General features: G+C 60.9%; 28 protein-coding genes and 1 tRNA gene. 21 read left to right on the top strand and 8 right to left on the bottom strand.

From position 1 onward, the window contains the following. Positions 1–26 precede the first annotated feature (26 nt). Both ACS13N_RS24515 and ACS13N_RS24510 read left to right on the top strand, forming a co-directional pair. On the top strand, positions 27–1,088 hold the full coding sequence (locus tag ACS13N_RS24515) for an SDR family oxidoreductase (protein WP_438934190.1): 1,062 nt from the start codon (positions 27–29) through the stop codon (positions 1,086–1,088). Positions 1,089–1,186: 98 nt separating this feature from the next. Beyond that, positions 1,187–1,263 (top strand) — tRNA-OTHER (locus ACS13N_RS24510). A gap of 276 nt (positions 1,264–1,539) precedes the next feature. Here the strand turns inward: ACS13N_RS24510 and ACS13N_RS24505 are convergent. Then, a complete protein-coding gene (locus ACS13N_RS24505; protein ID WP_438934189.1) occupies positions 1,540–2,685 on the bottom strand; it encodes a diguanylate cyclase in 1,146 nt (381 codons plus the stop codon). A 156-nt stretch (positions 2,686–2,841) separates the two neighbouring features. Here ACS13N_RS24505 and ACS13N_RS24500 point away from each other — a divergent pair, with 156 nt between their 5' ends. The 3 genes from ACS13N_RS24500 (at position 2,842) to ACS13N_RS24490 (ending at position 5,799) form a co-directional block, all read left to right on the top strand. After that, on the top strand, positions 2,842–3,165 hold the full coding sequence (locus tag ACS13N_RS24500) for a hypothetical protein (RefSeq protein ID WP_438934188.1): 324 nt from the start codon (positions 2,842–2,844) through the stop codon (positions 3,163–3,165). A 559-nt stretch (positions 3,166–3,724) separates the two neighbouring features. Further along, entirely contained in the window at positions 3,725–4,054 is a 330-nt protein-coding gene (locus tag ACS13N_RS24495) for a hypothetical protein (protein ID WP_438934187.1), read from the top strand. 14 nt (positions 4,055–4,068) lie between these two features. Next, positions 4,069–5,799, top strand: a complete 1,731-nt coding sequence (locus ACS13N_RS24490; RefSeq protein WP_438934186.1) for a DUF2334 domain-containing protein — start codon at positions 4,069–4,071, stop codon at positions 5,797–5,799. 121 nt (positions 5,800–5,920) lie between these two features. Here the strand turns inward: ACS13N_RS24490 and ACS13N_RS24485 are convergent, their stop codons facing one another. Next, the gene (locus tag ACS13N_RS24485; protein WP_438934185.1) at positions 5,921–6,505 is read right to left on the bottom strand and encodes a TetR/AcrR family transcriptional regulator; all 585 of its coding nucleotides are present in this window, start codon (positions 6,503–6,505) and stop codon (positions 5,921–5,923) included. 232 nt (positions 6,506–6,737) lie between these two features. Here ACS13N_RS24485 and ACS13N_RS24480 point away from each other — a divergent pair, with 232 nt between their 5' ends. From ACS13N_RS24480 to ACS13N_RS24405, 16 genes are all read left to right on the top strand, one after another. Beyond that, a complete protein-coding gene (locus ACS13N_RS24480) occupies positions 6,738–7,610 on the top strand; it encodes a DUF6202 family protein (protein WP_438934184.1) in 873 nt (290 codons plus the stop codon). Between the two features lie 48 nt (positions 7,611–7,658). Further along, positions 7,659–8,471 (top strand): phytanoyl-CoA dioxygenase family protein, encoded by an 813-nt coding sequence (locus ACS13N_RS24475; RefSeq protein WP_438934183.1) that lies wholly within the window; start codon positions 7,659–7,661, stop codon positions 8,469–8,471. A gap of 242 nt (positions 8,472–8,713) precedes the next feature. Then, entirely contained in the window at positions 8,714–9,922 is a 1,209-nt protein-coding gene (locus ACS13N_RS24470; RefSeq protein WP_438934182.1) for a fatty acid desaturase, read from the top strand. Positions 9,923–10,021: 99 nt separating this feature from the next. Beyond that, positions 10,022–10,450: a DUF2000 domain-containing protein gene (locus ACS13N_RS24465; protein WP_438934181.1), complete on the top strand. Its 429-nt coding sequence runs from the start codon at positions 10,022–10,024 to the stop codon at positions 10,448–10,450. Positions 10,451–10,452: 2 nt separating this feature from the next. Further along, positions 10,453–11,460, top strand: coding sequence for an EamA family transporter (locus tag ACS13N_RS24460; protein ID WP_438934180.1), 1,008 nt, complete (start codon positions 10,453–10,455; stop codon positions 11,458–11,460). Further along, positions 11,457–11,774 (top strand): (2Fe-2S) ferredoxin domain-containing protein, encoded by a 318-nt coding sequence (locus ACS13N_RS24455; RefSeq protein WP_438934179.1) that lies wholly within the window; start codon positions 11,457–11,459, stop codon positions 11,772–11,774. The genes ACS13N_RS24460 and ACS13N_RS24455 overlap by 4 nt, the downstream gene beginning before the upstream one ends. Before the next feature lie 280 nt (positions 11,775–12,054). After that, entirely contained in the window at positions 12,055–13,401 is a 1,347-nt protein-coding gene (locus tag ACS13N_RS24450) for a diguanylate cyclase (RefSeq protein WP_438934178.1), read from the top strand. 41 nt (positions 13,402–13,442) lie between these two features. Next, complete coding sequence (locus tag ACS13N_RS24445; protein WP_438934177.1) at positions 13,443–13,661, top strand: tautomerase family protein; 219 nt, start codon at positions 13,443–13,445, stop codon at positions 13,659–13,661. Positions 13,662–13,965: 304 nt separating this feature from the next. Continuing rightward, positions 13,966–14,145, top strand: coding sequence for a hypothetical protein (locus tag ACS13N_RS24440; RefSeq protein WP_438934176.1), 180 nt, complete (start codon positions 13,966–13,968; stop codon positions 14,143–14,145). A 93-nt stretch (positions 14,146–14,238) separates the two neighbouring features. After that, entirely contained in the window at positions 14,239–14,874 is a 636-nt protein-coding gene (locus ACS13N_RS24435; protein ID WP_438934175.1) for a hypothetical protein, read from the top strand. Then, positions 14,874–15,617, top strand: a complete 744-nt coding sequence (locus tag ACS13N_RS24430; RefSeq protein ID WP_438934174.1) for a 2OG-Fe(II) oxygenase — start codon at positions 14,874–14,876, stop codon at positions 15,615–15,617. The genes ACS13N_RS24435 and ACS13N_RS24430 overlap by 1 nt, the downstream gene beginning before the upstream one ends. Before the next feature lie 152 nt (positions 15,618–15,769). Beyond that, on the top strand, positions 15,770–16,774 hold the full coding sequence (locus ACS13N_RS24425) for a hypothetical protein (protein WP_438934173.1): 1,005 nt from the start codon (positions 15,770–15,772) through the stop codon (positions 16,772–16,774). A gap of 16 nt (positions 16,775–16,790) precedes the next feature. After that, positions 16,791–17,966, top strand: a complete 1,176-nt coding sequence (locus ACS13N_RS24420) for a YcaO-like family protein (protein ID WP_438934172.1) — start codon at positions 16,791–16,793, stop codon at positions 17,964–17,966. Positions 17,967–17,994: 28 nt separating this feature from the next. Continuing rightward, positions 17,995–18,501 carry a GNAT family N-acetyltransferase gene (locus tag ACS13N_RS24415; RefSeq protein ID WP_438934171.1) on the top strand — a complete coding sequence of 169 codons (507 nt, stop codon included), beginning with the start codon at positions 17,995–17,997 and terminating at the stop codon, positions 18,499–18,501. A gap of 7 nt (positions 18,502–18,508) precedes the next feature. Then, complete coding sequence (locus tag ACS13N_RS24410; RefSeq protein ID WP_438934170.1) at positions 18,509–19,258, top strand: phytanoyl-CoA dioxygenase family protein; 750 nt, start codon at positions 18,509–18,511, stop codon at positions 19,256–19,258. Positions 19,259–19,302: 44 nt separating this feature from the next. Beyond that, the gene (locus ACS13N_RS24405; protein ID WP_438934169.1) at positions 19,303–19,962 is read left to right on the top strand and encodes a hypothetical protein; all 660 of its coding nucleotides are present in this window, start codon (positions 19,303–19,305) and stop codon (positions 19,960–19,962) included. 6 nt (positions 19,963–19,968) lie between these two features. Here the strand turns inward: ACS13N_RS24405 and ACS13N_RS24400 are convergent, their stop codons facing one another. The 6 genes from ACS13N_RS24400 to ACS13N_RS24375 all read right to left on the bottom strand — a co-directional run bounded on the left by ACS13N_RS24400 (position 19,969) and on the right by ACS13N_RS24375 (position 25,024). Beyond that, a complete protein-coding gene (locus tag ACS13N_RS24400; RefSeq protein ID WP_438934168.1) occupies positions 19,969–21,120 on the bottom strand; it encodes a trans-sulfuration enzyme family protein in 1,152 nt (383 codons plus the stop codon). Positions 21,121–21,132: 12 nt separating this feature from the next. After that, positions 21,133–22,422, bottom strand: a complete 1,290-nt coding sequence (locus ACS13N_RS24395) for an O-acetylhomoserine aminocarboxypropyltransferase/cysteine synthase family protein (protein WP_438934167.1) — start codon at positions 22,420–22,422, stop codon at positions 21,133–21,135. A gap of 379 nt (positions 22,423–22,801) precedes the next feature. Continuing rightward, positions 22,802–23,212 carry a hypothetical protein gene (locus ACS13N_RS24390; protein WP_438934166.1) on the bottom strand — a complete coding sequence of 137 codons (411 nt, stop codon included), beginning with the start codon at positions 23,210–23,212 and terminating at the stop codon, positions 22,802–22,804. 342 nt (positions 23,213–23,554) lie between these two features. Continuing rightward, positions 23,555–23,866, bottom strand: a complete 312-nt coding sequence (locus ACS13N_RS24385; RefSeq protein WP_438934165.1) for a hypothetical protein — start codon at positions 23,864–23,866, stop codon at positions 23,555–23,557. A gap of 261 nt (positions 23,867–24,127) precedes the next feature. Further along, positions 24,128–24,394, bottom strand: a complete 267-nt coding sequence (locus ACS13N_RS24380; RefSeq protein WP_438934164.1) for a hypothetical protein — start codon at positions 24,392–24,394, stop codon at positions 24,128–24,130. Between the two features lie 51 nt (positions 24,395–24,445). Next, entirely contained in the window at positions 24,446–25,024 is a 579-nt protein-coding gene (locus ACS13N_RS24375) for a hypothetical protein (protein WP_438934163.1), read from the bottom strand. Positions 25,025–25,075 lie beyond the last annotated feature (51 nt).

Here is a 25,075-nt window from a genome sequence, read left to right as displayed (position 1 = left end):
GCATCAACGTTTCACAGCACACCATCATGACTGCACAGCACAAAGTCGCGCTCGTCGTCGGCGCGCAAGGCGTCATTGGCCGCAACCTGATCGACCACCTCGCCACGCTGAACGACTGGCGCGTCGTCGGCCTGTCGCGCCGTGGGGGCGAATCGACCGAACGCATCCGCCACATCGCCGTCGACCTGCTCGACGCTGCCGACACGCGCACCAAGCTCGGCGCACTCAACAACGTCACGCACATCTTCTACGCCGCCTACCAGGACCGTCCCACGTGGGCTGAGCTCGTGCCACCCAACCTGGCCATGCTGACCAGCGTGGTCGACGCCATGGAAGCCGTGGCACCCCACCTCGCGCACATCAGCCTGATGCAGGGCTACAAGGTCTACGGCGGCCACCTTGGCCCCTTCAAGACCCCGGCACGCGAAACCGATGCACACTTCATGCCGCCCGAGTTCATGTTCGACCAGCAGACCTTTCTGGAAGCGCGCCAGCAGGGCAAAGCGTGGACGTGGTCGGCCATCCGCCCGTCGGTGGTCGGCGGCTTTGCGCTGGGCAACCCGATGAACCTGGCCGTGGCGATTGCCATGTACGCGTCGATCTCGAAAGAACTTGGCTTGCCGCTGCGCTTTCCCGGCAAACCCGGCGCGTACGACCACCTGCTGGAGATGACCGACGCCGGCCTGCTCGCCCGCGCCACTGTGTGGGCCGCGACTGACCCGCGTTGCGCCAACCAGGCCTTCAACATCAACAATGGAGACCTCTTCCGCTGGAGTGAAATGTGGCCCAAGATCGCGCGTTACTTTGATCTGGAAGTCGCCCCGCCGCTGCCCCTGTCACTCGACACCGTCATGGCCGACAAGGCACCGCTGTGGCAAAACATGATCGCCAAGCACGAGCTGGCCGACACGCCGTACCGCGACGTGTCTTCGTGGCGCTTTGCCGACTTCGTGTTCTCGTGGGACTACGACATGTTTGGCGACGGCTCCAAGGCACGCCGCTTCGGTTTTCATGAGTATGTGGAGACGGAAGCGATGTTCACGCGCATCTTCGACGACTTGCGGCAGCGCAAAATCATTCCGGGCTAGAGCGTCCGGATGCCTCGACCGGCCCGGCCGACTGACCGATCGGGCTAGGGAAATGTCCCGACTCGGGTTTCCTCAGGAAGCGTCGATATAGTGAAGGCGGGACGGTAGCTCATGGGTCGAGCAGCGACGGTTCACCGGCGCAGGCAGGCAGGTTCAAGTCCTGTACGTCCCACCATTTCAAGGTCCAGCGATGTCCACCGGAATCCGGTGAATCGTTGTGCCACAAGGCTTTGCGGGCAATTCATTGGACTGGATAGTCAACGGGAGGGTCCTAATTCACCGAGTTCTACCGCCAACCTGATCTGCTGGCCGGCAATAGTCACCGATAGCCACCGCAACCTATTCTTTTGAAAATCAATACGTTACGGCGGCTTCTCGATAGCTGGCGATCGTCCTCGAAGAACCCGGTCTTGTTCCCCTGTAGATCGTGCACACGACGCGGCGATTGCCCTCATCGGGAAGAGGGCATGAGACCCATTCTCACAAGGTTACGCCCGCCCTCCTTTGCTGCGTAACACGCGCTATCTGCTGCATCCAGCCAAGCATCTAGCGCCACGCCCTTCCGATCGCTCCAAACAACACCAATACTCGTCGTAACGCTGATCCGGGTGTCGGCGATCACGCTGGACATCACTTCGATACGTTTGCGAAGCCGCTCTGCGACCGCGCGGGCGTCTTTCTCGTTGACGTTGGGAAGATAAAGTACGAACTCTTCGCCACCATACCGCGCGAAAACGTCCCCCTCTCGCAAAGCGTCTCGAACGGTCCTGGCAACCGACGCCAATACTTGATCGCCAACAGCGTGTCCGAACCTATCGTTGATCTGCTTGAAATGATCGACGTCCAGAATCGCCAGGGCACTGTTTGCCAGCGAAGCGGTGGGAACGCGGCTGAAGAACCACCGTCGGTTACCAACGCTGGTCAACGGATCCGTATCCGCTGCGAGCTGCAGGCCCGCCTCACGACGCTCCCTGACCAGCGTCACAACCAATAGCGCAATCCAGAAATTGAAGAAGATCTGAAGGAAAAAGGCGGTTGCGAAGTCGAACGCCGATGGAATATCGAAGACGATGCAGGCTAGGCGCACAGCGTAGATCCCCGCGCTGATCAGGAGGCATGCAGCAAGCGGGCGACGTGCCGGCAATGGCTCACCATGTCGATCCAGCCAGATTTCGGCTGCTGATGCCGCCAGGAACATCACGGCTGTGAGATGAAAGACGCTCGCGCGCTGTGCGTTAATCAGCGGGAAGCCCGACACGATACCAATCAAGAACCACGCCGTCGGCACAAGCACAACGACCCAGTAAAGACTACGGCGGCGGCCACTTAAGCGACGCATGCCATCCCACAGCAGCGGATAGGCGACCGTCCCCAGAAAGATGCTGAGATGCGTCCACAGCCAATACGGTAAGGCGGCGCGTTCCCCAAACGCAGCCACTGCCGCACCCATTGCCAAGGCAAAAAATGCAACAGCAAGACGGCCCAAACCCATGGGGCGCGGCGAACGCCTGCGGCTATGCAAGATGGTAGCCGCGCCTGCAATCAACGAGGTATTGTGGAGCAGGATGACAGTGGCCAAATCAAACGCCAGGTGCATACAACCTCTTCGGTTTCCAATCTTCGAATTATCAAGGAAACGTTTTCCATCAAGATGACTGGCGTGATTGGGACTTGCCCTCACCTCAACATCGCGCCATGTCCGGGGGAGATGGATCGCTTACAGTCCACTTCTCCGCTCTCGACGACTTCTGCAATGCCACGTCACCACCACCATGTCTACGTCATCGAACTCTCGCGGCAAGTACTGACCGAGGCACGCTTCGTGAAAGCAAACCCTCATTACCTCGGCGACAAGCCGTGCGTTTATGTGGGCATGACAGGGCAATCACCGGACGTGCGCTTTGACAAGCATAAGGCGGGGCTGAAAGCGAACCGATTTGTCCGGGAGTACGGCTTGCGTTTGATGCCGGAGCTGTACGAGTGCTTCAACCCGATGCCTTACGGCGCAGCACTGGAGATGGAAGTGGAGCTGGCCATCGGATTGCGCGAGGACGGGTATGCGGTGTGGCAGGCGTAAATCAGTGACGGACGCCGGGACCTGAGGGTGCTCTGGCCGATCGAGAAGTTCACCGCCGAATGCTCCATCGGGGCAATGAAAACTGGGGTTGTCTCCCCTTGGTGGGGCACGCACATCTCGAAGCTGCAACAAAGCCATCTGGGCATGACGCGGCTGCCCACTGGACTCGACCTCACATAGCAGCGTCCGCTTGCGCGACGATGGCTACCGCGGCACCCGCATTCCGAGCCTTAACGATCACCTTATCGATCGCAGTGGGTTGCTCTACAAGCTGGTGCAAGACTTCAGCGGCTTGATGTTCGATGTTCACGGATTGAACTGACGCGACGACACATCCAAACCGCATTGCGTTGCCCCGCGCGACCCACGGGACGCGTTTCTCGAATGAAACGATCCCGCATCAATCGCCGAATCGCACAGTCCTACGTGTCGCGGCACCTGCCCGGCAACGGCGTCGCGGCGCCATGATGCAAAAAAACGAGGGAGATGGCACGACCCTCGCTCTGTATCGGAGTCGACCTTTGGCGGCGCAATACGCCAGATCAGTTAGGAGGCTCTGATGACAACGCAACGAATCGCCAGCGGGTGGCTGCTCGCGTCCGCCCTGGCGGCGGGCTGGGTGCTCTCCACACCTGCCCTGGCAGCAGGTCCCGGCAACACGATCACTGTGCAAGGCCAATCCACGGGTTCCGCAAACGGGCCGAAGAAACCAGGGCCTGGTGTGCTGGGGCCCGATGGCCGGGTTCTACCGCCGCCTCGCCCAAGCGTGATCACGCATGTCTCCCCCGGTGTCCCGCATGAAGACCTCAAGGAAGCGGACCACGAGCGCGGCACGAAATTCAATGCCGGGAAGTTTCGCGCCGCGAACGGCAAGGTGTTTCGAAATTGAGCCGGAGAACCATCATGAAAACATTTCTGCGCAAGTTTTTTGTAGCGCTGACATTGGGGCTCGGGCTGTTCTGCACCTCGCTCACGCCGTCGCTGCAAACCCTGCCCCAAGCCTGTACGGTGCAGCTCGGTGCCGTCTGTGTCTCGATGGGCGCACCGGCTCAGGCGCAAACCGCCACGGCCGAGATCCTGATCCTGTATGACGCACCGCCCAACGACCAATACACCAAACTGGGCCTGTCGTACGCGATCATGCTCGACAACCTGCTCGGGCATTTCAATACGGACGTCACGCTGATGCCGGTGCAGAACTATCAGGCCGGCATGACGGAAAACTACAACGCTACCTTCTACCTGGGGAGCTACTACAACAACCCGATTCCAGCGGCGTTCCTGCAGGACGTGACCACCACGAACACCACCATCGTGTGGTTCAAGTACAACCTGTGGGAAGCCGCCTGGGCCGCACCCGCGCCCTCTGCGTTCACAACGCGCTATGGCATCAACTTCGTGGGCCTGCGCGGCATGAATGCGGCGCCGTCGTCCAGCAACCCCAACCCCGGGTTCTTCGACACGGTTTCATACAAGAACCAGTCGATGCTCAAGTACTACGCCTTCAATGCCTCGACCGGCGTCATCAGCTCTGACCCGGACATCGGCGTGACCTCGGTGGCCGACGCCACCAAGGCCAGCAGCCTGGTGACGATCACCAACACAACGACGAAGGAAACCGCGCCGTACGTGATCCGCTCGGGCAATTTCTGGTACTTCGCCGACATGCCGTTCTCGTACATCGGACCGCGCGACCGCTACCTCGTCATCTGCGACATGCTGCATGACATCCTGGTCACCAACCAGCCGACGCTGCATCAGGCTATGGTCCGTCTGGAAGACGTGGACGCGCTGGTGTCGGTGTCCACCATGACCACGCTCACGGATTGGATGGCCAGCAGGAAGATTCCGTTCGGCATTGCTGTCATTCCGCTGTATATGGACCCGAATGGCGTCTACAACGGCGGCGTGCCGCAGACCATCCACCTGGCCGACGCCAGCGGGCTCACGCAGTCGCTGGACTATGCCGAGGCGCATGGCGGCAACGTCCTGATGCACGGCTACACGCACCAGTACAGCAACATCCCGAACCTGATCAACGCGGTCAGTGCCAACGACTTCGAGTTCTGGCTCGCCACGCAAAACCGGCCAGTGAATGAGGACTCGACGCAGTGGGCGGCCGGTCGCCTGGCGGCTGGCGTAGCTGAATTGGCGGGCTCCGGCTACGTACCGTTCGCGTTTGAAGCGCCGCACTACCAGTCGTCGCCACTGGCGATCAAGGCCGTGCCGCAGTACTTCGATACGGTGTATCAGCGGGAGGTGTACTACACGTCGGACAACCCGCAGACGCTGAATTCCACGGCGCCCGGCCATGACTTCTCGGTGGGGCAGTTCTACCCGTACATCATCTACCAGGACTATTACGGTCAGCGCATCCTGCCGGAGAACCTGGGCAATATCGAATACAACATCTGCAACATTGACCCGTCGTCATGTCTGACGTACACCGCGCAGGACATCCTGACCAACGCGCAGTACGCCCTGGTGGTACGCGATGGCTTTGCCTCATGGTTCTTCCATCCGTTCTGGCTGGAGCCGGAGATCAACAAGCCGGGTTTTGCCGACTTCCAGTCGGTCATGAACGGCATCACGGCGCTGGGATTCAAGTGGGTAGACCCGAGCCTGGTGCAATAGCAACGCAACACGCGGCGCTTCTTCGTGCCCTCTAGCAGGAGGGCCTGGAGAACCCTTCCCATGTTCGCGGCCTCTGAGACGCTCAACGTCGCACGAGGCCGCTGCGCGGGGGAGATGCCCGTCAGTTGTCTGCCTCAGGCCCAACGAGAAGCATGATCTGAAGTGCCGCAAGCTCGCGTAGCCGCGATGGTTCGTGATAGATGCGCTCCATCACGGCGAGCCCGCGCGTGAACGCAATGATGGCCTGGGCAGCGCTGTCAGGCGGCACAGTCAGCGATGCGCGCACGGCATCGCGAGACAGCGCTTCGGCAATGACCGCCTCCAACTGTTCCAGGAGGTCACGCACGCGGTTCTGCATGGCCTCGCCAATCACGTCGCTCTCCACTGCCGTCTTTGTCGTGAAGCAGCCCCGCGGCGGCATGTCAGCCGTCATGCTGGTGATGGACACGTCGAAGAAGCGCTTCAGCGCGAGACGTGCGGTTGGCGCATCCAGCGCCTGCCGCGACTCGGTCAGAACGGTTTCCGCATATCGATCAAACGCGAGCTGAAACAGGTGCTCCTTGCTGCCGTACGCGTGGTACAGGGAGCCGCGCTGGACATCGGTGGCTTCAGCCAAGTCGGCCATGGAAGTCGCCTGCCAGCCCTTGACCCAGAACAACTCCAGCACCTTGCCGAGCACGGCTTCCTCATCGAACTGCCTGACCATTGCCATCTGCTTAGCCCCCCACCCTCAATATTTGACACCGGTGTTAACTTTGACAACCATGTCAATAATTATAGCGCGATTGCGCAAAGGACCCGTCTGAACCGTCCCGCCCCAGGTACGTGCCAGCCGCCCCGATGCGGTGGCGCCGAGCCTGGGGTGTTGTCTGGGTGTGCGCCGGTTGTACTGCAGTTGCAGTTTTCATGTCCCTCACCATGAACGGAGCTCTGATCACATGAATGGTCAAACCCATGGCGCCGAAGCCGCCGCGCACGCCAGCCACAACGCCCAGATCCGCTTTGAAGCGCAGATTACCGAGTGCCTCGAGTCTGCACAGCTCACGCGTGAGACCAACCGGTTCTTCGTGCAAGCCAAGTCGGTCAAGTCGATCGAGCCCCTCCCAGCGCTGCGCATTGCCCATGGCTGGCGCGAGATGACCAAGGCGTTCATGTTCACCTCCATCGCCGGGCTGGGCGTGATGGCCGCCGACGCCGATGCGCAGACCGAGCCCAATCGCAACCTGCTCAAGGCGATCCAGACCATCTTCCACGTCATTGGTGACGATCTGTCGAACCTGATGCCGGTCTTTCGCGAGGTGGCGCCGGAAGGCCCGGACGGCATGCACTACGCCTGGTGGGAAAGCTCCATCGTCGACCCGCTCAAGAACGCAGTGGGTGCCCCCGCCAACGACACGACCGACATGTTGGGCGCCGGCGCGAGGCAGCTGATCGCCAACATGCGCGCGCTGATTCACGAGCCGCTAGGTGCGGCGGTGCAACTGCGCGTGGTGGAGGCCATTGCACTGGACATCACGGTGGCGTTCAAGCGGGTGTTCTCCAAGGCGGTAGTAGACGGCAACCGCCTCTTCACGCGCCCCGAGCAATTTGTGTGGATGGACTCGCACATCCACGCCGAGGTCGAACACCACAAGGCGGTCAGCGACGACGACACGGGCACCACGGCCATCGCCGATACCGAGGAAAAGCAACGGCACATGCTGCGCCTGACGCGGCAATACGCAGAGAACTGGAACATTGCGCTCAACGAGTTCGCAGACCACCTGCCCGCCGCGCAGGACCCCGTCCTGGCCGACGCTGCCACGGCTTGAGCGCGCACGCGCGCCTGACGCAACGTACAAGCGAATCGGAGCACAACCATGCTGAATGAAGAATTGAAGCGGCAATTCCAGGAGAAGGGGTATTGCGTCCTGCGGAACGTGGTCAGCGAGCCCGCGTTGAACGTCCTGCACGAAGCAGCTGAGGCCTGCTCGCTCGACCTCGACGACCCCGGACGCGTGACCGAGCAGGATGGCATCACGGTGCGTGGGCTGCACGGCACCCACCTGCGCAACGAAGCCATCGCCAGCCTGTGCCGTCACCCCGTGCTGCTCGATGCGGCCAAGCAGGTTTTGGGGCAAGACGTCTATGTCCACCAGTTCAAGCTCAACATCAAAGCCGCGTTCGTGGGCGATGTCTGGGAGTGGCACCAGGACATGACGTTCTACCACCGCGAGGACGAACTTCCGGAACCGGAGTTCCTCACGATTGCCGTCTTCCTGGACGACGTGACCGAGTTCAACGGGCCGCTGACGCTCATCCCCGGCTCACATAACGCGGGCTTCCTTGACAGCATCAAGCACACGATTGCGGCCTACGACCAGCAGAGCGACTGGCTCAGCAACACCACCGCCAAGCTACGTTACACGGTCGATCGCGGTGTGCTGCGCAAGCTCGTGCAGCAGTGCGGCATGGAGGCACCCAAGGGCAAAGCCGGCGACTGCGTCGTCTTTCACGCCAACCTGTTCCACGCCTCGGGCGTCAACATTTCGCCGTTCGACCGTCGCGTGGCCTTCATTTCCTACAACAGCGTCAAGAACCTGCCCAAGCCTACCCGGCCACCACGACCGGAGTTCCTGGCCGCGCGCAATTTCGAACCACTGACGCCGATTCCCGACGAGGTGTTCCAGTAGACGGCCTGCAGCAGCGCCCCGGCGCGTCAGCCACGACGCGCCTTTGCTCGCGGCCAGACGCTGATCCGTCCGGTCGCGCACAGCGCAACGCGCTCCCATCCGGCACGCAACGCGATTCCGGCCGATGCGGCGATGTCGATACAACGACAGCCCACGGCCGGAGCTGCGCGCGCACGCGCGCCGAGAACCCATCGGCCCGCCGCCGCAGCCAGTCGCGCCGCCGCACGCACCGAGGTTCGCACATGGCTCACCCTTTGCTGTCCGCCGCCGTCAAGCGGCGCTTGTCCGTCAGAGAATCCTATTTGTACTTCCCCACCTGGACCCAGCCCTTCTGGACACGCTTGACGGGCAAGCCGCTGCCCCTCGAACAACCGATTGCGCGCCTGCCGGTCACGCTGGCCATGTGGCTGGATCTGGTCATGGCGGTGCTGGCCTGCATGCTGCACCTGAGCTTGCTCGCGGCGGCGGATACGTCGCTCTTGCTGATCGGCTACGGACTCACGCCGATATTCGCGCTCTATCTGACCGGGGCGCTACGCAAGGCGCAGGTTGTCTACGGACACCATGCAATCCACGGCACGCTGTTCAAGCAGCGCAGCAAGGCGAACGACCATGCCGCACGCGGTCTGACGATCATCGCGCTATCGCAGAACGAGGCGGAGTATGAGCAAGACCACCTGGACCACCACCGCCGCACGATCTTCACGACCCTGCACGACGCAGACGCCGCACTCTTGTACAGGTGCGGCGTACAACCCGGCAAGCCGCTTGAAGACCTGAAACGGGCATTGCTCGCCACGCTGGTCTCGCCGCGTTACCACCTGTGGTTCCTCAAGGCACGGCTGATGTCGAATCTGCGCCGGCCACCCCTTGAGCGCGCGATCGCCATCGTCTGGATGGCGTTGATTTTCATCATCGTGCCGTTGCAGTACGGCGTGGTTGCGGCATGCATGGCGCTCTGGTTGCCGTTGACCATTCTGTACCAGATGAGCGCGCTGCTGCAGTTCGCGACCGAGCATGTCTGGCTGACCGGCGAGGCTCCCGGCGCCAACGCACTTGCCTACGCGCAGCGCTGCCATGGCCGCTTCAGCGGAGAGCGCGTGCCCGGCACGGACGGCTCACCGGCATCAGCACGCACCTGGCTGGCCTGGTGGACCCGGACGCTGTGCATCCATGTCCCAACGCGCTTGGCCGTACTCGTGGGCGACCTGCCAGCGCACGACTGGCACCACCTCGTCGCCGCAGTCGGACACAGCGCAAGCAGTTGGCCACATGCAATCTACGAACGGCAGCGTGCCATCGACAGCGGCAACTCCGCCGGCATGGAGGAGCGAGAGCTTTGGGGGATCGGCGACATGGTTTGCCACGTCCTCCTCAGCATGTCACGCGCACCCGCCCAACTGGATGCGCATCGCATACGGCAGGAGGCAAGCCCAGCAAACAGCCTCTGACCCGATTCACACGGATGTGGCCCAAACGCTCTTGCTCGGAGATGGGGCGCGGTCCACACGGTCTCAACGCCCCGCAGTGGGCCTCGCAATCGCACCAACATGGCTTACGAAAACAACGACAAGAAATTCGTCGCAGTCGTCAACAGAAAGCATCCGCTGCCCGTGATCCTCAACGCGCTCGCGCATGCCGCCTTCGGCATGTCGGGCAAAGGGACGCACGTCGGACGCCTGCTCGACTACCCCAACCAGGCCACCGGCTTCTCGGCCAAGGTGGATGAATCGCCGTTCATCATCCTCGAGGCCAAGAACAGCAGCCAATTGCAGACGCTGGTGTCGGTTGCGATGGACAGCACGCACGTTGCCTACAACGTGTTCACCACCTCCATGATCGGCCGGTCCGCCGATGGTCAGGTGGCCGCAACGCAGGCAGCCGCAGGCGACGGGCTGGACTTTGTCGTGGTCGTGCTCTTCGGCCCGCGCGAGGAGGTCGAACCCCTGACCAAGCGATTTTCACTCCTCAAGGGATGATCATGGACAGCGCCAATCCGATCCAACACCCCGCCGCCACGGAAACTGCCAGCAGCAAATCCGCACGTGAGGGCTGGGCTGCGGTGCTCACTGCCGCCACGTTGTGGGGCACAACGGGCATCGTCTTTCACGCGCTGGGCACGTCAGGTGGCGCCAATGCCGTGTCGATCAGCTTCCTGCGGCTTGCGTTGTCCGTGCCATTCCTCTTGGTCATGGCGCGCATCCGTGTCGGCACGTGGCTTGCACCGCTGACGGCGCGCGGCTTTCTTGTGCTGGTCGGACTCGGGCTCGGGATGGCTGCCTACCAGCTCACCTACGTGCTGGCCATCGAGCGTGTGGGTGTCGCCATCTCGGTGCTGATCAGCATCTGTGGTGCCCCGATCTTCGTGGCACTGATCTCGGTGGTGTGGCTGGGTGAACGCCTGCAGGCGCAGACCCTGGTTGCGCTGGTGACGGCCATTGTGGGCACCGTGTTGCTTGTAGGCTTGCCCACCGAAGTCAACCAGAACAGCCATGGGTTCTGGATCGGCGTGGCCATCGCCGTTGCATGTGCAGTCTGTCAGGCGTTCTACGTGCTGGCAGCGCGCGCTTCAGGCTCGGTCTGCGGGCCCATGCACGCTGGGGGCATCGGCTTTGCCATCGGCGCGCTCGCGCTGCTGCCCTTCGGCCTGGTGGATGGCCTGCAACTGAACTACTCGCCCGGCGGCTGGGCGATGCTGTTGTATGTGGCTGCGGTGCCCACGGCGATTGCTCAAACCCTGTTCCTCAGCGGGCTCAAGGGCACAGGCGCCATCGGTGGTGCGATTGCGAGCCTGCTCGAGCCACTGGTGTCGACCGTGCTTGCCGTCATCCTGCTGCATGAGCGCATGACGTGGGTCGGGGTGCTAGGCACCGTCATCCTGCTCAGCGGGATCGTGATCATCCAGTGGACGCCCAAAAAGCGTCCGACCACCGTCGCGACGCCCGCTCTGAACGCGCCGACGCAGACCACGACGGAGCCCACGCCATGACGCTCTATCAACGCCACATCTTCTTCTGCACGAATCGCCGCGAAGACGGCGATGCTTGCGACCAGCACGGCGCGACTGAACTCTGCGCGTATGCCAAGCGGCGTTTTGCGGAGGCCGCTCCGCATTTGGCAGGCCATGTCCGCGTCAATCGCGCAGGCTGTCTGGCGCAATGCGAAAACGGCCCGGCAGTGGTGATCTATCCCGAGGCGGTCTGGTACACCTACATCGACGCCGCCGACATCGACGAAATTGTTGACGAACATCTCGTCAATGGTCGAATTGTTGAACGATTGCGCATCGACCATCCCGCCTGACCCAGCAGGCAAGCCGGGCGAAGGTAGCACCGCACGGCTTGCCATGTCTGCATCGCACGCCCCATTTAAGTGGTCGAATATCGCTTAGGCAGCAGACGTTCATCAATAAGCCGACCTCAAAACCGGCCCCAAAGGCCGCGCAATACTTGCCTTGCCAGTGAAAAAAACAGGGCAAGCACCTACAGCAAAACACCCAAACAAACTTTTGAACGACTTTCCGATATGCCCGGAACCGTGGAAAATCGCGCTCTGATTCCTCCTCTCTCCCCCGCGGTAAGGCATGACAGAAAACAACCCCTCGGAGACCGCGCGGCACGCCCTCAAGCTGCTGGCCTCACGCAGGTTGGCCCCCACGCCAGACAACTTTGCCGCGATTTACTACGAACTTGCCGGCAGCAAGCCAAATGGGGATGCACAGAGCGCAGAACGGGTGTCCCTGGTGCGTGAGTTGTGCGAACAGCTTGCGCGCACCGTTGAGTACTGTCTGCCTGCGCTGGGCGAAGACGACGTCGCGATCGGCCCGGTTGCCTGGGCACTGGTCAGAGCCTGCCGTTCGGAATCGGAAAACCTCACGCATCTGAACGCCAAGCTGGCGGCGTTCAACCATCGGCTATCACTGGCGGCAGAAGATCAGAACGAGATTCGCAAATCGTTGATGGGGCTGCTGCAGCTTGTCTTTGAGAACATCGGCCAGTTGTCGTTGGACGATCGCTGGCTGCGCGGCCAGATCGACGCCCTACTGAAGGCCAGCGAAGCGCCAGTCAGCTTGCGCCGGCTTGATGACGTACGGCGTCGCCTCAAAGAGGTGATCCAGAAACAAGGCACGCTGAAGGCCAAGTCGGTCGAAGCCCAGGAAGAGATGAAACGGCTCCTGGCCTCGTTCATGGAGCGCTTGTCCAATGCAGCCGAAACCTCCGGCGAACATCACCGTCAGATGGAAGCGTGCGCCAAGAAGATCGAATCAGCCAAGACGATCTCCGAGATTGCCCCCGCCATCCAGGACGCTTTGTCCGCCACGCGCTGGATGTCGCTGCAAGCTGCGCACAATCGCGATGCGCTTTCAGCGATGAAGAAGAAGGCCGAAGACGCCGCGACCGAAGTCGCAAACCTTCGCAAGGCGCTCGACATGGCGTCGGCCTCGGCGCGGCACGACCTGCTGACCGGCGCACTCAACCGCAAGGGCCTGGAGGAAGCGTTGGAGCGCGAGGTCGCCCGCGCCGCGCATCAGAACTCGACGCTCTCCATCGCATTCCTGGACATCGACGATTTCAAGTCGATCAACGATGCCCACGGACACAGCTTCGGTGACGATGCCCTCTCACACCTGGCCCAGGTGGCGCGCGAATCCATCCGCCCGCAAGATGCACTTGCACGCTTTGGCGGCGAGGAGTTCGTCATCCTGATGCCCGACACGTGTCTGGAAGAAGGCGTGCAGGCGATCACCCGGTTGCAACGCACCCTCACCCAACGCTTCTTTGCCGCCGGTGATACCCGGCTCTTCATTACGTTCTCTGCGGGTGTGGCGGAACTCGGCAAGGATGAAGCGCCGATGGCGGCGATCCAGCGCGCCGACCGCGGCATGTATCAAGCCAAACGTGCCGGAAAAAACAAGGTCGTCAGCGCATAGCGCGCCATCTCTTTCTCATTGACCCAAGGAATCCAGCCTTCATGCCGTACGTCAACATTCAGATCACCGCGGGCGCAACCCGAGAGCAGAAAGCCCAACTGGTCAAAGACGTGACTGACTCGCTGGTTCGCGTCCTCGGCAAAAAGCCCGAGCACACGCATGTGGTCATTCAAGAGATCAAGGAAGAGGATTGGGGATACTCGGGCTTGCTGACTGACGAGTGGAAAAAGCAGCAACAGCAGTCACCGTCGAAAGGTTGACTCAAGCACCACGCTAGCGCATTTGCGCCTTTCGATTTCTCTGCCTGCGCCTTTCCAGCTGAAGACTTGTTGACGCCCTGAACGCAGCGCCGACCCGCCATGCGGTGCACTGGCCTAGCCTTGCGGGCCTACGCCTGCCCCACCGTCGCTTTTTTCGATGGCGTCAACGCTAAACAAATCTCCAAATCCATGGATATATGGGTCGGTTGGACATCCAACTACCTCAATGTCCTGGGCTAACTGCGTCTGGCGCTGGAAAACGAGCACTCTCGCCGTTGCCCCTTCATTCCTTGCAGGAGCAAGCATGCAAAAATCGACCACCGCTACCGCCGCGCCTCTCGGTAGCACCCCGACCATGTCCAAGGCCGCTCAAAGCGCCTGGAAAGTCACTTTCGCCAGCGCCAAACCTGCCGCCATGCCGACGGACCGCATGAAGGCACGCGGTGAAACCGTGCGCGCCGCGCTGACCACGGCGACGTACTGATTTTCCAGCCCCACCGTTCTGGTGGGGCATTCCGATTCTTCAATCCGCTCCTGCATGTACTCACCTTCGCGCCTGTACCAGCCGCTCGCCCAGATGGACGATTCGGACTGGCAGCGAATACTGGAGCGACATACGTTCTGGCAGAACGCCGGCGTGTCGCTCGACGAAGAGCATCTCGACATTGCTTTTCACGTTCTTCTGGAAGAAGGCGAGATCGCCCGGGACAAATCGGCGAAAGCGCAATCTGATCGGGAATTCGACGCAGTGGCGATTCCCGCCGCAGAATTTGACGACACAGAACTTTGCCGCTGGATCGACGCCTGGTCGACCATGCACGCTGAAAACTATGGCCCCGGCATTACGACCAAGATGGGGCTCTACGTCATCCGCGCCGGTGGAACACTAGGTTTCCATGTAGACGGGCCGGTTTTCCTGAAGGGCGAACGTGCCGACCTGTCCATACCGGACATCCAACGCGGCATCGTCGAACTGCACGCCTCGCACCGGACCATCATGCCGCTGCGCTTCAATGCCGAAGACAGTTTCATGATCTGCAACTACAAGGCTCCGTTGCAGCGCGGTGAACTGTTCGAGTTCAGCAACGTGCTCCCGCATGCCTACTTCAATCGGGGCAGCGATCACGCTGTACTGCTCGTGACCACCTATCTGCAGGAAGCCCTGCTGCCCGCCGAGTTCAACTACGCGCAGCCCGACGTTCAAGTGATCTGATGACGCAATATCGGTTTCTGGCTCCGTCCTTGGAGCATGGCGATGCAAGACCAGTCCCCGGCTGGATCCAGCAACCAGAGGTTCTGCAAACGAAACTGCTGGATACGGCCACCGCGCGGGAGTTGGCCGACATTATTCTGTCCGCTCACAGTACCGGCAAAAGCTTCGCGTCGCGTACCCGTTACGCGGCCAATACCCATTGGGATGTCAACGAGAGCTTCCGCAGCTCCAAGAACATTCCCCCTACGCTGGACGGACTGGCCGCGGGATTCGCTGCCATGCAGCGTTACGCGGAGCAATCAATGCCGACGTTCGGCATTGATGCCGAGCGCTATCAGTTGCAGCCAGTCAACGACCAGTGCCTGATTTATGAGACCGGCGACTATATCCGCGACCACGCCGACGACAGCGCACTGCACGACGTGGACGGGCAGCAAGTCTGGCGCGCCATCAAGCCGGACCGCCACCTGGTCGGCATTGTGTGGCTGACGTCCCAGCAAGACCAGACGACGGATGGGGAGACCGATGCCCTGCACGTCTTTGAAGGCGGTGAACTGCAGATCAACTCGCTGGTCGATGTGGCCACGGGCTCTCCGCTGAGTGTCTGCCCTCAAGCGGGCGCCATGGTTCTGTTCCCGGCCAATCCCTGGTACCGGCACGAGGTACTGCCCGTACGAAGCGGCACGCGTGTGGCTCTCACGCGCTGGTGGAAGATCGCCCCGAGATCGGCGGATGGGGCCTGAGGTGTCGCAGCGCCATCACAACAGCATCGACTGCTGAACACCCTACACTGCCGGCCCCAAGACCTTCTCGCGTGCCGGCAGCCGACCACTCGTGTGCGCGGTCGTCATGACCGCACACCAAGCGCATCGCCCGCACATCCTTCGCATCGAAAATGGCCACCTATATCAACGACATTCTCAACCATCTTCGTGCACTGCAAACCTGGGCTGCCGGCAAGGACATGGCGCTCGATCTGGACATGAAGACGTTCTTGCTCGAGGTCAAGTATCGGGGGCGCTATTTCACGATGTACCCCATGTTCCAGGGCGGCGAGAATGGCAGGCCGGAACGCGTTTTCCACATGGAAGTGCTGACGAACGAGACAATCGGATTTGGCGGTTGGCGCCCCTACCGCACCATCCAGCACCCGCTCTCCACCGACAAGCAGCTCTTCAAGAATTTCCTGCGCAACCAAGGCATTGCCACACCGGCGTCAGGGCTGCATGACATCAGTCGCCCGCCAACGTTCGACTACGTGATCAAAGGCACCCGCGGATCGTTCGGCAAGGAGATTTCCGGCCCGTACCGTGCCAACACGCAACCCGCCAAGGACAGCTGGGCCCAATGGTCCGCCGGCAACGAGACGTTCATCGAGCAGTTCATCAACGGCGAAACCGCGAAGATCTGGTTCTGGGGCAAACGCCCCATCTTTGCGCAGTCGCATGCGTTTCCTGTCGTGCGCGGTGATGGCGCGTTGTCGCTCGACGCGCTGATCCGCAAAAGGCTGGCCCCGCGCCGCAACTGGGACACCTTTGCGGATCGCGACCTCATGCTCTCCTGCTTCGACTTTCAGGAGATGGACCTCTCCGCCATCGTGCCGGAAGGCAAGGAGGTCTGGATCGACTATCGCTTTGCGCAGCGTTATGCCAACCCGCCGGGCAACGGTATCGACTCGGACTCGACACTGCCACAGCTGATGGAGCGATCCGGCGCCCAGATTCAGCAGATGGGTGATGCGCTGGCCGATCTGCTGCGCCAGGCGATTCCGGCGCCGGTACTGATCACAGTGGACTGCATGGTGGACCACCAGGGCAAGATCTGGTGGCTCGAGATGAACACCAACTCGCTGATGCCGCCGGAAGGTTACGCGGCAATGTTCGAGGACATGTTCCGCTAGGCCGCACGCCCACAGCATGCCTACCATCCATCTCTCTCAAGAGGGCGGTACGACGGGCGCCCACGGCCAGCACCTCATCTGCGCGGAAGTGACGCTCGACGATGAGCGCACGCACACCGGTTTCGGGCGTGACACCGATCTGCAGATCGCCCAGGACAAAGCGATCAGCGAGGCGATTGAACGGTTGGCCTTCCGCACGCTACCGGATACGCAGTGGGCGACGGCGGCGCAAATGCCATCGCGCATCGCGCCGGATGCGCTGGTGCGCTACCTACCAGAACAATATGCGGACCCGGGTTTCGGTATCGCTACATTCCACGAGGATGTGCCCTACCACTGGGTCGCGATGCGGGATGCAATGGATGACAGCATCACGTACACGTTGGCTGATTTCGTATGTAGCCCGGCAGCATTCACTCCCGCTTATCGAAGCCAGCTCGTGACGCACGCCACATCATCCGGATGCGCAAGCGGCCCAGACCTGAACGCGTGTATCGAGCGCGCGGTTCTGGAGCTCGTGGAACGAGATGCCTTCATGCGGCACTGGTTTGCACAGCAGCCCGGCCACTCGATCGACCACAACACCCTGCCGGACGACCTGCGCGAACGGGTCGTGCATCTGGAGCATCTGGGTACTGCATCCGGTGTGCAATGCCTGCGCCTGGGCCATCACCCGACATGGATGGTCTGGCTGCAACACGAAGCCGCGCATTTCACAACCGTAGGCTCGGCTTGCAGCTTCGACGCCGAGGGGGCGCTGCGTAACGCGTTTGCCGAGGCAGAGGCGCTGGCGCTGGCGCACATTGATGCCCCACCCAACAACGCTATCGAGCTCGCCAACGTTCGGACACCGGCAGACCACAGAGCACTTTACGCAACGCCTGCGTACTTCCGGAAGGCGGACCGGCTCTGGACGGATACCGGTGACCGCATTCCCTACTCAAAGGCGGCCGCAACGTTCCACAGTGACGTTGCCACACTCTTCAATCGTTTAGGCACAGCGGGCCACCGCCCTTGCTGGACAGAACTGGCGCCGCCCGGCGGTACCCCGGTGATTGGCGACCGCGCAATTCATACGGTCCGCGCGCTGGCGCCGGGCCTCATTCCCATCAGCTTCGGCTATCGCCGAGAGCCGCTCGGGATGGACCGCTGGCGACAGGCAGCACCCGGTGCTATCCATCCGTTTGCCTGAAAGTTCACTACATCGTTCCGAAACCGTCATGACGTCGACAACCATCCAGATCCGAGAGTTGCATCCAGAGGACTCGCTCGAGGAGCTGACCACGCTGATCAACCGCGCATACGCACGCGTCGCAGCGATGGGCTATCGCCTGGCCGGAACGTATCAGGACATCGAGCACACCCGGCGTCGGGCCGCACGCGGTGTCTGTTTTGTTGCAGTTCTGGATGGCGTCTTGGTGGGCACCATGTCTGCCTGCCCCGGCTTCCCAAACGACACGTGCGCGTACCTGACTCGTCCCGAGCTCGCTTACCGGTTTCAGTTTGCGGTCGCAGAACACCTTCAAGGGAACGGTATTGGAAGCGCGCTGAGGCAGCGGGTGGATATGTGGGCGCGCGAGTACGGGTTCACAGAAATCGGCACCGACACCGCCGAGGGTTACGCCGAGCGGCTCGCGTCGATGACAAAGGAAGGTTTTGTCCAGGTGGACCGGATTCGCTGGCCGGGCGACGATTTCTACAGTGTCGTCATGGCACGTCCGCTGTAACGCAGACATGGATAACCACACAGATTGCCTATCGCAAAGCCTCGTGGCCTTTTCCAATGACGGCCATGTGCACATTCCAAACTTGATCGACGCCGCACTGATTGGACAAGCACGGTCGGCGCAGGAACGCATGGACGCGAAACTCGATGCAAGCCATCGTGCGACACATCGCATGCATCGCCCGAAGGGCAACGACTTCCTCGATCTCGCGCCGCTCTACTCCCACGCTGGTCTTGTGGCATTTGCCGATGCCATTCTGGGCGAGCCATGCCGCATCAGCATGGTGGAGTTTGGCGTCACCCCGCCGGAGAACATAGATTGCCGCGGTCCGGGTGATCCGCACACGTTCGGATACTTCTATCTGGGCAACATGGGCGCGCATCGCGATGGCGGATGGATCGAAGAAGATCTCTGCGTAGAACACCCACCCATGCTGACATTCAAGGCAGCGATCTGGCTGGACGACGTACCCGCAGGAGGAGGCAACCTCTTGCTCTACCCCGGCACACATCGGATGTCACCTCAGGCGATCCGTCATCTCGACCTTGAGACGGCACCACAGCACGCCGTCGTGGCGCGCGCGGGTGATGTCACGCTGTTTGATCGCAGACTTCTGCATTCGCGCACCTGGAACCGGGGCACCGCAACACGGCTGGTCATGTTCGTGGAATTCTCGGTGCCATGGATTCGCCGCAAGCAAGACTGGCAGCTGCCACACGAATGCCGCCAGCTATCGATTGCCCGCCTGATTTGTTGAATTGACACCGTCTCGTCCGCAGCGGCGCCGGCCCATCACACGCCATGAAAGCCTCACTCCAACAACTCGAAACCGACGGCCTCATCACCATTTCGCGACGGACTGATTGGCTGATCGACGTCCCCACGCCGGCCAGCCCGCAAACGGTGGCCAGCCATCCGGAAATGCTAGGCATCGTGTGTCAGTTGCTCGGGCCGAACATCTCGGTACGACGTGTCTTGGCGCTTCCCGACAGCGCACTGTCGCAAGCCATCGGTACTACGCCGTCGGATCCGTATGTCCCGCATGCTGGGGGGCCGATGTATTCCATTGGCGCGATCCTCTGCATGGAAGCCACGCGCAGCAGCAACACAAGCGAGCACATCACCCTTGAAGCGGGTGACGTCGTACTCATCGACCGGAGATCGCCGCGCGCCGTGGCGCTCGCGCAGTCCGTGCAACTCCGCCGTGGCATGTACCTGGAATACGCGCTTCGCTGGCTGGCGCCGTGTCCTGAGCAAGCACCAATGCCCCTCAATGAGGCATCCACCGACGCTGAGCGGCAACTGTTCTCGAACCATGGGTTCTGGAACACCTTCGGCCCTCAGCCGGCGGACGTACCGCTGGCCGCGTGGATGAAGTCGAACGGAATCACACGGCAAGGGCATGCGGACCCGCACGCCAAGTTGCCCACCGCAGCATCAGGGCCGCGCTATCAGGTTTGAGCCGGCCTACAACCGCGCCAAGGCCTGATCGATGTCGGCAATCAGGTCTGAGGTTGCCTCCAGGCCAACACTGAACCTGACCAACTCCCCCTCCAGCTCCTGCAGCGTGGCGACGCTCTTGCCATAAGAAACCGCCAGGCTGACAGGCCCGCCCCAGCTGAATCCAATCCGGAACAGGCGCAGGCTATCGACAAAGCGGTCGATATCCGCCTCGCTGAAGCGTCCGTCGAACACCACGCTGAAGATACCTGCCGCCGCTCGGCAATCGCGCGACCAGAACTGGTGCCCGACGGAATCCTCCAACGCCGGATGCATGACGCGCGCCACCTTCGCGCTGTTGCGCAGATGCGCGGCCAAGGTGCGCGCGCTCTGGTCATGCGCGTGATAGCGCAGCGTCAACGTTGACAGCCCCTTGAGCACCGACTCGGCATCGGGCCCCGACACATTGAGACCGAGCCGCATATAGCAAAGCTTCAGCGCATCGTAGAGCGACTTGTCCTTCGTGGTGATCGCCCCCATGACAACGTCGGCACTGCCGCTCGCGTACTTGGTGAGCGCATGCACCGAGATGTCGACATCGAAATCGAACGGCGAGAACGCAATGCCCGCTCCCCATGCATTGTCCAGCGCCACGAACGCGCCGTGGCGATGTGCCAGTTCCACCAGCGCGGGCAGGTCCGGATACTCGAACGTCATCGAGCACGGCGCCTCGACCCAGACCAGCCGGGTCCGATCCGTAAACGTGAGTGAATCGAGATCGGTCGGATCGTAGATCGAGACATTGATGCCCCACCCCATCAGCTCCTGCGTAACGAAGGTGCGATTGGCAGTGTAGACATTGATCGGCACCAACAACTCATCGCCCGGCCTGAGCAGCGTGATGTAGACCAGCGCGATCGCGTTGAGCCCGCTCGGACACACGAGGCAGTGATCTGCGCCTTCCAGCTGCGCCACCTTGGCTTCCAGGGCAAAGGTGGTGGGCGTGCCATGGGGCCCGTAGATGTAGCCGGACTTGGCGGTCCAGTCACGCTCGCGCCACGCCTGCATGCTCGGGAAGAACACGCTGGACGCCCGGAACGTACCCGGTTGCACAGCCTCGAAGTGCTGCGCGTCGCCGTGCGCGGTATGCAGCAGCGCGGTCTCTGGCTTGAGTGTCACGTCAGCACTCCTTCAGGCCGCACATTGGTGGAGTGCCTGATCAAGATCGGTGAGCAGATCCTCGATATGCTCGATCCCCACGGACAGGCGCACCAGCTCTTCACTCACACCGCTCTTCTTCAGGTCTTCGGCCGAAAGCTTGCGATGCGTGGTCGATGCCGGATGGCAGACCAGCGTCTTGCAGTCGCCAATGTTGGTCGAGCGTCGGATGAGCGTGAGTGCGTCCTGCAGCTTTGCTCCCGCCTCGCGTCCGCCCTTCACGCCAAAGCTCAACACGCCGGACGTCCGCCCGCCCATGTAGCGCTGTGCCCGTTCGTGATCGGGATGGTTTTCCAGCGCCGGGTAGCTAACCCACTGCACGGCTGGATGCTCCAGCAGGAAGCGGCCGATGATCTCGGCGTTGAAGCAGATGCGGTCCATGCGTACGGCCAGAGTCTCGATGCCCAGGGCGATCATGTTGGCCGACATGGGCGGCAGGATCGCGCCCAACGTGCGCAACTGCACTTCGCTGCAACGGCCGATGAAGGCGGCCTCGCCATAGACCTCAGTAAAGACCTTGCCATGGGCGCTCACGTCTGCCTGCGTCAGCTTCGGGAACTTGTCAGCAGACTTCGCCCACGGAAACTGCCCCGAGTCCACCACCACACCGCCGAGCGTGGCGCCATGGCCACCCATGTACTTCGTCATGGAGTGCACCGAAATGTCCGCACCGTGCTCGAAGGGGCGACACAGATACGGCGTGGCGATCGTGTTGTCGACGATCAATGGCAATCCGTGCCGATGCGCAATCTCGGCCAGGCCGGCAATGTCGGCCACATGCCCCGACGGATTGGCGATTGACTCGCAGAAGATGGCCTTGGTGTTGCCGTCGATCAACTGCTCGCAGCGGTCGTGATCGCGGTAATCAAAGAACTTCGCCTCGATCCCATATTGCGGCAGCGTATAGGCCAGCAGCCCGTACGTCGTGCCATACAGCGAACTGGCTGCCACGATGTTGTCGCCAACGCCGGCAATGGTCATGAACGTCGCGGCAACCGCTGCCTGGCCGGAAGCCAGTGCAAGCGCGCCCACGCCCTGCTCCAGCGTAGCCACACGCTGCTCAAGCGAGCGGACAGTCGGGTTACCCAGGCGGCTGTAGATAAAGCCATCGACCTTGCCGTCAAACAGGTCGGCAGAGTGCTGCGCATCATCAAACGCGAAGGCTGCTGTCTGGTAAATCGGCATGGCCACCGACCGCACGTGCGGGTCAGGATCGTAGCCGGCATGCACGGCGGACGTTTCAAATCGCCAGAATCGTTCCATGTTTCGGGTTCTTGTACAGGTCAATGCTCGACTGCCGCCCGCGCTTGTGGCGCTGGAGCATATCGGGCGATCGGGGTGGAAGCGTTGCTTGTGCCGAACCTTGAGCAGACACGCCAAGGTGGCAGTCAGATCAGCGGGTGAGGCTTCAAATTAATCGCCCCGGCACGCCGTCAATTAGATCGCGGATGCAGCTCGCGTGATGTGTCGCCAAGCGTTGGAGCGACGTTTCGGGACAGGTGTGAATTTTCCGCGAATGCGTGCACCGATGCAACGCAAAACAAAGTCTGTGTTGCATCGGTGGTAGTACTGCTGGTTCCTTACAGTTCGGGCAGAAATTCGCTGGACAAATCCTGCAGACCGTCCAGACACACATCGATATTCAGACGCCTTGAAGAATAGAGGCACTCAAGAGCTTGATCTTGGATACCGCATCAAATTCAAGAACTAGCTTTACACCGCTTTCAACCATCGCGTAACTGCTATGGGACTTGTCGTATCTAACAGGCACACCAAGTAACCCATGTATCTCATCCTGATTCATATCTGCCGCAATACCGAATAGCAACGGACCCGAGTATGCGGAAAATCCCTGCATTGCCTTCATGTAGATCTGTACCGTAGCTACGTGGTCGCGCACAATCATCAAGTCGATGCCTCGTGACCTCGAACCAATGTATCGACGATCCGGAGGAGCATCACCGATCTCATCAAGCTCAAGCCCGCGAATCAGTCGAACCACCTCGGGATCACTCTGCTCTCTGCCAAGAACACCCAGAATGTCATTCACCATCGTTTGATCTGACCCAACTCAGAGCCAACTGCCAGCAAAGTCGCCGTTGATCCGCGACTTGTTCGACACACTGCCTGGACTAACAAACTTCGTTGCTGCCAATTGCATCTTCGCAGCCGCCACCGGCATTGATGCGATCTTCGCGTGGCTCAGGTTGGAGCGGAGTCGAAGTAGTTCTGCTGCCTGTCTACGTCGACAAACTGCTCACCGCCTTCCTTCCACGTGGGGGACCAGCAGCCAAAGCACGTCACGGAAACCGTGTGTTCTCTAAGCGGGATCGGGAACTGAGTGCACTCAAACGAGTGGATGCTGAAGGCAAACGCAAAGCGCAATCACCGATGCTTATGAAACAAAATTCTTATCCACGAACATCTCAGCAAACTGTTGAGCGTCAAGCGCTGCGTTATTTGCTGTGGCAATTTCCATGTTCTTTTTCCAGACATCACGGATAAGCATCGGCATCGTATCGGGAAACTTCATAACTGATTCAACAATTTGATCCCAAGTACCATCAACGCCATAGAGCTGAACAAGCTTAGGCTCCATAGCCGTCAGATTCTCCGAATCACTCATCGACAGCCTCCCCACTGCTTTAAGTACATAGCATTCGAGCAGGCGAAGTAACGGCTTCCCTTGGTAGCGAGAGTTGTGCATCAAATTATGTCCAGGTCGAAATCAAGATCATAAATAAACGACTCGAAGCTGACCAGCCGCCAAAGCACTTCACAGAGACCGTGTGCTCGCTAGGCGGGATCGGGAACTGAGTGCACTCAAGCGGGCGGGGCTGAACGCAGCTACCGTATAAAACTGCCCCTCAATCCTCCCGACTTTGCTGCGGCATGATCCGCCACGGCATTTGCCGGGAAAATGGGATTCTAACGCAGGTGCTGCCCGCCCCAATGAGACTGTGTACGGTTACCGCAGCAGGTGCCCCAACAAGGCATCTACTTCATGATCCTTAAATCCACCGCCAGCATTGGCGATATCCCATTTCCAAATAACCTGCATATCCTCCCCAGCAATTTCGTCCTCAAATATATCTGCGACCAGGGAGGCTACTTCAAATTTATTTATTCTGTAAAACGCGGAGATTCTGCGCAGCACACGAGAAATCGAGTCAGCGGCAGTTGCCTCCCTCCTCCACCTCTCAATTTCATCTCGAGACAGATCGATATCTGACATATTTCACCCTATTACCGACCAAACCAAACCTTCACTGCTTGCCCCATATCTTCAATCTTTTGGATTTTTGTGAATCCAAACTCCCCAGCCCTCGAAGCGCTGCAGACCGTACGTGTAGGTGTTGGTGTAGCCCCCTTCGTAGTCCGTCAGCGAGTACTGCAGCACGTTGCCGGCCGCGTCGTAGCTGTTGTAGTTGATGTCCGCCTTGAGCGCGCCGTCGCTCTTGAGCGTGCGCCGATGCAGCAGTCGGCCGTTGGCGTCGTACTGGTTGGAGCGCATTTCCAGGCCGTTCGTCTGATCCTGCGGCAGGCCTTCGTTGAGCTTGGCCGCGTAGTCAGTCGGCAGGTTGCCCGAGCCGGTTTGCGTGACACGGCCTGCGCCGTCGTACGAGCGGTGGTCGATCTGCACGCCATCGCGCACCACGCTGTTCAGGCGGTTCAGGTTGTCGCAGGCATACGTCTCGGTGGTGTAGCCGCTCGAGCGCACGAACGTCGTCGGCGTCGTGCTGTAGATGGCCTCGCCCGATTCCTGATAGCCCACGATGATGCTCTGGCCGCCGGCGGTCGAAACCTTGTTGCCCCAGTGCGTGTCGGTGAGGCGGTTGCCGTTCTTGTCGTAGGTAATGGACAACGCCCACCAGGCGGTGGGCGTTCGAGCAACAACATCAACAAAACTAATCGG

This window comes from Ralstonia sp. 24A2 (assembly GCF_051783885.1).
GTDB lineage: Bacteria > Pseudomonadota > Gammaproteobacteria > Burkholderiales > Burkholderiaceae > Ralstonia.
The sequence above is the reverse complement of the archived record's forward strand: the minus strand, read 5'-3'. Positions and strand labels throughout refer to the sequence as shown.

What these genes read in the sequence shown, in the direction of transcription:
- ACS13N_RS24515 (WP_438934190.1), top strand. Translation starts at nt 27, where the DNA reads ATGACTGCACAGCACAAAGTCGCGCTCGTCGTCGGCGCGCAAGGCGTC.
- ACS13N_RS24505 (WP_438934189.1), bottom strand. Translation starts at nt 2,685, where the DNA reads ATGCACCTGGCGTTTGATTTGGCCACTGTCATCCTGCTCCACAATACC.
- ACS13N_RS24500 (WP_438934188.1), top strand. Translation starts at nt 2,842, where the DNA reads ATGCCACGTCACCACCACCATGTCTACGTCATCGAACTCTCGCGGCAA.
- ACS13N_RS24495 (WP_438934187.1), top strand. Translation starts at nt 3,725, where the DNA reads ATGACAACGCAACGAATCGCCAGCGGGTGGCTGCTCGCGTCCGCCCTG.
- ACS13N_RS24490 (WP_438934186.1), top strand. Translation starts at nt 4,069, where the DNA reads ATGAAAACATTTCTGCGCAAGTTTTTTGTAGCGCTGACATTGGGGCTC.
- ACS13N_RS24485 (WP_438934185.1), bottom strand. Translation starts at nt 6,505, where the DNA reads ATGGTCAGGCAGTTCGATGAGGAAGCCGTGCTCGGCAAGGTGCTGGAG.
- ACS13N_RS24480 (WP_438934184.1), top strand. Translation starts at nt 6,738, where the DNA reads ATGAATGGTCAAACCCATGGCGCCGAAGCCGCCGCGCACGCCAGCCAC.
- ACS13N_RS24475 (WP_438934183.1), top strand. Translation starts at nt 7,659, where the DNA reads ATGCTGAATGAAGAATTGAAGCGGCAATTCCAGGAGAAGGGGTATTGC.
- ACS13N_RS24470 (WP_438934182.1), top strand. Translation starts at nt 8,714, where the DNA reads ATGGCTCACCCTTTGCTGTCCGCCGCCGTCAAGCGGCGCTTGTCCGTC.
- ACS13N_RS24465 (WP_438934181.1), top strand. Translation starts at nt 10,022, where the DNA reads ATGGCTTACGAAAACAACGACAAGAAATTCGTCGCAGTCGTCAACAGA.
- ACS13N_RS24460 (WP_438934180.1), top strand. Translation starts at nt 10,453, where the DNA reads ATGGACAGCGCCAATCCGATCCAACACCCCGCCGCCACGGAAACTGCC.
- ACS13N_RS24455 (WP_438934179.1), top strand. Translation starts at nt 11,457, where the DNA reads ATGACGCTCTATCAACGCCACATCTTCTTCTGCACGAATCGCCGCGAA.
- ACS13N_RS24450 (WP_438934178.1), top strand. Translation starts at nt 12,055, where the DNA reads ATGACAGAAAACAACCCCTCGGAGACCGCGCGGCACGCCCTCAAGCTG.
- ACS13N_RS24445 (WP_438934177.1), top strand. Translation starts at nt 13,443, where the DNA reads ATGCCGTACGTCAACATTCAGATCACCGCGGGCGCAACCCGAGAGCAG.
- ACS13N_RS24440 (WP_438934176.1), top strand. Translation starts at nt 13,966, where the DNA reads ATGCAAAAATCGACCACCGCTACCGCCGCGCCTCTCGGTAGCACCCCG.
- ACS13N_RS24435 (WP_438934175.1), top strand. Translation starts at nt 14,239, where the DNA reads ATGGACGATTCGGACTGGCAGCGAATACTGGAGCGACATACGTTCTGG.
- ACS13N_RS24430 (WP_438934174.1), top strand. Translation starts at nt 14,874, where the DNA reads ATGACGCAATATCGGTTTCTGGCTCCGTCCTTGGAGCATGGCGATGCA.
- ACS13N_RS24425 (WP_438934173.1), top strand. Translation starts at nt 15,770, where the DNA reads ATGGCCACCTATATCAACGACATTCTCAACCATCTTCGTGCACTGCAA.
- ACS13N_RS24420 (WP_438934172.1), top strand. Translation starts at nt 16,791, where the DNA reads ATGCCTACCATCCATCTCTCTCAAGAGGGCGGTACGACGGGCGCCCAC.
- ACS13N_RS24415 (WP_438934171.1), top strand. Translation starts at nt 17,995, where the DNA reads ATGACGTCGACAACCATCCAGATCCGAGAGTTGCATCCAGAGGACTCG.
- ACS13N_RS24410 (WP_438934170.1), top strand. Translation starts at nt 18,509, where the DNA reads ATGGATAACCACACAGATTGCCTATCGCAAAGCCTCGTGGCCTTTTCC.
- ACS13N_RS24405 (WP_438934169.1), top strand. Translation starts at nt 19,303, where the DNA reads ATGAAAGCCTCACTCCAACAACTCGAAACCGACGGCCTCATCACCATT.
- ACS13N_RS24395 (WP_438934167.1), bottom strand. Translation starts at nt 22,422, where the DNA reads ATGGAACGATTCTGGCGATTTGAAACGTCCGCCGTGCATGCCGGCTAC.
- ACS13N_RS24390 (WP_438934166.1), bottom strand. Translation starts at nt 23,212, where the DNA reads ATGGTGAATGACATTCTGGGTGTTCTTGGCAGAGAGCAGAGTGATCCC.
- ACS13N_RS24385 (WP_438934165.1), bottom strand. Translation starts at nt 23,866, where the DNA reads ATGCACAACTCTCGCTACCAAGGGAAGCCGTTACTTCGCCTGCTCGAA.
- ACS13N_RS24380 (WP_438934164.1), bottom strand. Translation starts at nt 24,394, where the DNA reads ATGTCAGATATCGATCTGTCTCGAGATGAAATTGAGAGGTGGAGGAGG.